We start from the raw sequence: 5355 nt of genomic DNA, 5'->3' as shown, positions 1-5355 counted from the left end.
GGTCGGACCGTACACGTTTGTCATGACCGGACGATACTCGGACCACTTGTGCAGGAACACATTTACCAGCTGCACGGATAATGCTTCGCCACCGATCAGGTAATGCTTCACTTCCGGCGCTTCCGTCACACTGACGCTTTCGTTCAAAATATGCAGATGTGCAGGTGTGCCGTCCGACAGATCAATCCGGTGCGTGCGGTAGTAGGCGATCAAATGCTCTCCGCTCAGACTGACGTCACGGGACACCACATGCAGGGTGTGGCCTAACAGCAAGCTGGCAAAGATTTGCTTCACTGAAGCGTCAAATACAAATGCCGACAGCCATGCGACATGAAGCGACTGTTCATAACGGCTGTATACTCGTTCCAATAAAGCATCTACCAGATTGCTAACACTGCCCTGCTCGATCATGACCCCTTTCGGCTGACCGGTGGTACCTGACGTGTAAATCATATAGGCCAGGTTGTGCGGGCCGGCGACAGGGATTAGATTGCCCGCATCCTGTGCTCCCAACTGAGCTTGAACGTCCTCGTCATCCAAGACTACAGCTCGAACTGTGGATGGCAAGCTGAGCGACAGATTGGCGACTCTGCTTGTAATCACGACCTTGGCCCCACTGTCTTGGAGCATGTAGTCGATGCGCTCCTGTGGATACACCGTATCCATCGGTACATATGCGCCTCCGGCCTTAAGTACCCCCAGAATGCTCACCAGAATATCCGCAGAACGTTCCAGCAATACCCCTACCGGTTGATCTGCTTCGACCCCTTCCGCTCGTAACACACGAGCCAATTGGTTCGCACGCTCATTCAGCTCAGTGTAGGTCAGCGCGGTAGCCCCAGACACAACTGCTATTCGCTCAGGGTTGCGCTTCGCTTGCTCTTCAAAGCGTTCGCTGAGCGAACGGCCTTGTAATGCTCCAAGCAGGCTGTGCGCATTCGGATCATTGAACACCTTCAGAATCTGCTCGGTTTCTTCTGCCGTAATCAACTCCAGCTCACCCAATTTCGCATCCGGGTTCGCCGCGACGGCTTCGGCCAAGCGAACAAAGTGACGCGTCATCCGTTCTACCGTTTCGCGCTCGTACAACGCAGTTGCATACTGCAATCCGAACTGGATACCTGCCTCTTCCTCTCTGGCTTCCAGCGTCAAATCAAACTTCGCTGGCGTTTGTTCCAAGCCGTATGGACGGAAGCTCAGATCTGCCAGCTGCAACTCGCCTTCCTCGGTGGTTTGCAGGGTAAACATCGTATCAAACAGCGGATGGCGGCTCATATCCCGCTTAACATTTAGCTTTTCCACCAGTTCCTCGAATGGGTAGTCCTGATGTTCATAGGCTTGCAGAGCACAAACTTTCACTTCTTCCACGTAGCTGCGGAAGGTATGTTCCGCTGTCGGATAGTTTCGCAATGCCAACGTACCGACGAACATCCCGAGGATCGGTTCCAAATCTGCATGCGGTCGTCCGGCAATCGGTGTGCCGACCACAATATCTTCTTGCCCGCTGTATTGGTGTAAGAGCGCGGTGTACGCAGCCAGCAGCACCATATACAGCGTCGAGCCTGTGTGCGCCGCCAGTTCTTTCAGCCGTTCGCTGACTTCACGTTCCAGTCCAAACACCACCGTATCGCCTGCGGTACTTCGTACCGCCGGACGGGCAAAGTCCGTAGGTAGATCCAGCACAGGCAGTTCACCCCGGAAGGTGTCGAGCCAGTACGCTTCCTGACGTTGCATCCACTCTTGATGGGCTTCGCTTTGCTGCCATACCGCATAATCCTTGTACTGGATACGCATTGGCGAAAGCTCTTCACCGTCGTATAAGCGGACAAATTCATCGGTCAGTACTCCCATGGACACACCATCCGAGACGATATGGTGCATATCGAGCATGAGCAAATGCTGCGGTTCCTGCTCGGTTTCTTGTACACCCAAATCTACCAAGCCTACCCGCAGCAGCGGAGCGACTTGCAGATCGAACGGACGTACAAACTGTTGCACACGTTCTTGTGCTTCCTTGCTGACCATCGTGTCCGCAGTCGCACCCTCTACCTGTACCTTCGTATATTCCACCTCGAACGGCACGGTGTCCTCAATCCATTGCACCGGCTCACTGTCCACCAGTGCAAAGCGGGTACGCAAGGTCGCATGGCGGGCGATTAATTGACGGAACACGTCCTCCACTCGCTTCACGTCCAGCGGACCACTCACTTGCAGCACTGACGGCATGTTGTAGTTCACATCATTCGGGTCGAACTGATGCAGCACATACAGTCGTTTTTGCGCCGAGGAAAGCGGGTAGGAGCTGCGTTCTTCCGTCACCGGAATGGACGCATACGCCACTTGGTCCAGACCTTCCATGACCGCTGCCAGTTGTTCAATCGTTGGCGCTTCAAAAATACTGCGCAGTGGAAGCGGCTTGTTCAGCTCCTTGTGAATTTTCGAGGCCAGCGTCGTCGCCCTCAGCGAGTGTCCGCCAATCTCGAAGAAGTTTTCCTTCACACCGACCTGCGCCAGACCCAGCACATCCTGCCAAATTTGCGCCAGCTTCACTTCCACCCATGTCCGCGGTGCTACATAATCCGCTCCGCTTTGCAGGCTGCCTTCCGGTGCTGGCAGGGCCTTGCGGTCGATTTTGCCATTTGGACTCAGCGGCATCTGCTCCAGCTGTACAAAGTACGATGGCACCATGTAGCTTGGCAGTTCCCGGCCCAGCTCACTTCTCAGCTCGCTGGCACCCATTTCTTGCCCCGCGACATAGTACGCCACCATTTGTTTTTGGCCCGTTTCGTCTGCACGCGCCATGACCACGGCTTCTCGTACCGATTCCACTTGGAGCAGCTGCGATTCGACCTCGCCCAGCTCAATCCGGTAACCCCGGATTTTCACCTGATGGTCGATCCGGCCCAGATATTCAATGTTGCCGTCCGGCATCCATCTCGCCAAATCGCCTGTGCGGTACATCCGCTCATAGCCTGCTTCCCCGCCAGCAAACGGATCTTTCACAAATTTCTCGGCCGTCAGTTCTGGACGGTTCAGATAACCTCGGGCTACGCCGACACCGCCAATGCACAGCTCACCCGCAACCCCGATCGGCTGCAATTGCTCCGTGCCTTCCTTCACGATGTACAGACGAATGTTTTGAATCGGTTTTCCGATCGGAATAACTCCATATTCCTCATCCGGTTCACAATCAAAGTACGATACGTCCACCGTCGCTTCGGTTGGCCCATACAGGTTGATTAGCTTTGCTCCGCCCAGGCTCGACACAAGCTGTTGGAACCGTGCGACATGCTGTGGCGGTAATGCTTCGCCACTGGCAAAAACGTGGCGCAGCGTTCCCAGCTTCGCCTGTATCACTTCCCGTGGCTGCTGCTCCACATATTCCAGGAACGCATGCAGCATGGCAGGTACAAAGTGCATCGTACTCACGCCATCGCGAGCAATCGTGTCGACGATGTCTTCCGGGTTCTTTTCCCCGCCGACCGACAGCAAGCTCACCTTCGAGCCGACCAGCGACCACCAGAACAGCTCCCACACCGACACGTCGAACGTGATGGCCGTCTTTTGCAGAATCGTATCTTCCGCACTCAAGCCATAACGATCATGCATCCACAAAATCCGGTTCAAAACGGAATGGTGCTCCACCATCACGCCCTTCGGTTTCCCCGTGGATCCAGAGGTATAGATGACATAGGCTACATGGTGCGGTCCGGCCAGTGGCTCCAAATTCGAGCCATCTTCGTGGTAAATGTCCTCGCGATCCAGCAACAGCACCTTGCCGTCGAAACTCAGTGATGCTTGCTCCGCCAGATGCGATTGCGTCAGTACCAACTTCGCTTCCGAGTCCTCCAGCATAAAGCGGATACGATCCGCTGGATAGTCTGGATCGATGGGCACGTAGGCTCCGCCTGCTTTGAGGATCGCGTAGATGCCTACGATCATGTCCAGCGAACGGTGAACCAGTATGCCTACAGGCTGATCCGGTTCAACACCTTCCGCACGCAAGGTGCGTGCGAGACGGTTGGCTCGCTCATTCAGCTCCGCGTAGGTCAACGACTCCGCTCCGCACAACACCGCCACCTGCTCCGGTGTGTTCGCTACCTGCTGCTCGAACAGTGCACTTAGCGTTTGATCCTGCGGATAGGCTGCCGCCGTATCTCCCCACATCTGAACGATCTGCGCCTGCTCTTCCAGTGTCACCAATTCCAGCTCATTTACTCGGATATGCGGATTGTCGATAATTTGCTCGATGACATGCAGTACATGTCCCTGCATCCGCTCTATCGTAGACCGATCGTATACATTGGCGTTATATCTGAACATGATGCGGAAAAGCTCATCGGGCATCACAATCAAGTCCAGATCATAATTCGTTTGCTCGACAACCTCTACATTCGTAATTTCAAAAGCAGACGGACGAACTTCGCCAAGCTGCTCAACTTGCTCCTCTACCGGATAATTCTCAAATACCATAATGTGGTTAATTAGATTTTGCTTCTGCTCCGTCAGCGCCTGAATCTCATACAGAGGGAAGCTGTCATAGGTTCCCGAGGTCAGTGCCTGTTCCTGCGTTTTCCGCATCACTTCCACAAAAGTGGCATTCCGTTCACTTTGAATCCGCACCGGGATCGTATTAATGAACAAACCGATCATATGCTCTACGCCGGCAATATCTGTTGGACGTCCAGATACGACACTACCGAAAATAACATCCTCATTGTTGTTATATTTCTGCAAAATAAGGCCCCACACGCTCTGCATCAGCGTATTAATCGTGACCTGCTGCTGCTTCGCAATCCGGTGTATGGCTTCGCTCCATGTTGGATCCAGATCTACCGTTATTTTTTCAGAGATATATTTGCTGGTGTCGCTTGTTGTAGTGGATGGAACATGTTCCTTTTCTTTTTCCTTGCTGTCCGGCGTTGGCTCCTTCCATAAAGCATCTGCACCCGGCAACAACGTTTGCTGTTCAAAGCCCGCCAAATAGCTGCTCCAGTATTCTTTTGCCGCACGTTCATCCTGACGTCCCAGCCATTCGATATATTGGCCATACGGTGTGATAGGAGCGAGCTCCGGCTGCTTCTGCTCCAGCAGCGCAAAGTACGTACCAAACACTTCACCCGTAACGAGCGATAAGCACCAGCCATCCATGACAATGTGATGGAAGCTCCATACCAAATGATACGTTTCTTCATGGGTCTGCAATACCTGTACACGCATGAGTGCATCGGTACCGAGATTAAAGCCTCTAGCTTGGTCCTCCAGCTTAAACGCCTGGATATACGCCTGTTGCTCCGCTTCCCGCATGCCGCGTACATCCTGGAAGGAAAGGTCGCTATCTTTGTGACGGAACAC

General features: G+C 53.8%; 1 protein-coding gene. It reads right to left on the bottom strand.

Going from position 1 to position 5355, the window contains the following annotated elements:
* On the bottom strand, positions 1 to 5355 hold a 5355-nt coding region (locus tag GRP75_RS18430; RefSeq protein WP_272917216.1), incomplete at both ends, for a non-ribosomal peptide synthetase.

This window comes from Paenibacillus sp. OT2-17 (genome assembly GCF_009827695.1).
GTDB lineage: Bacteria > Bacillota > Bacilli > Paenibacillales > Paenibacillaceae > Paenibacillus > Paenibacillus polymyxa_B.
Note: the sequence above shows the minus strand (reverse complement) of the source record. Positions and strands in the feature narration are given on the sequence as shown.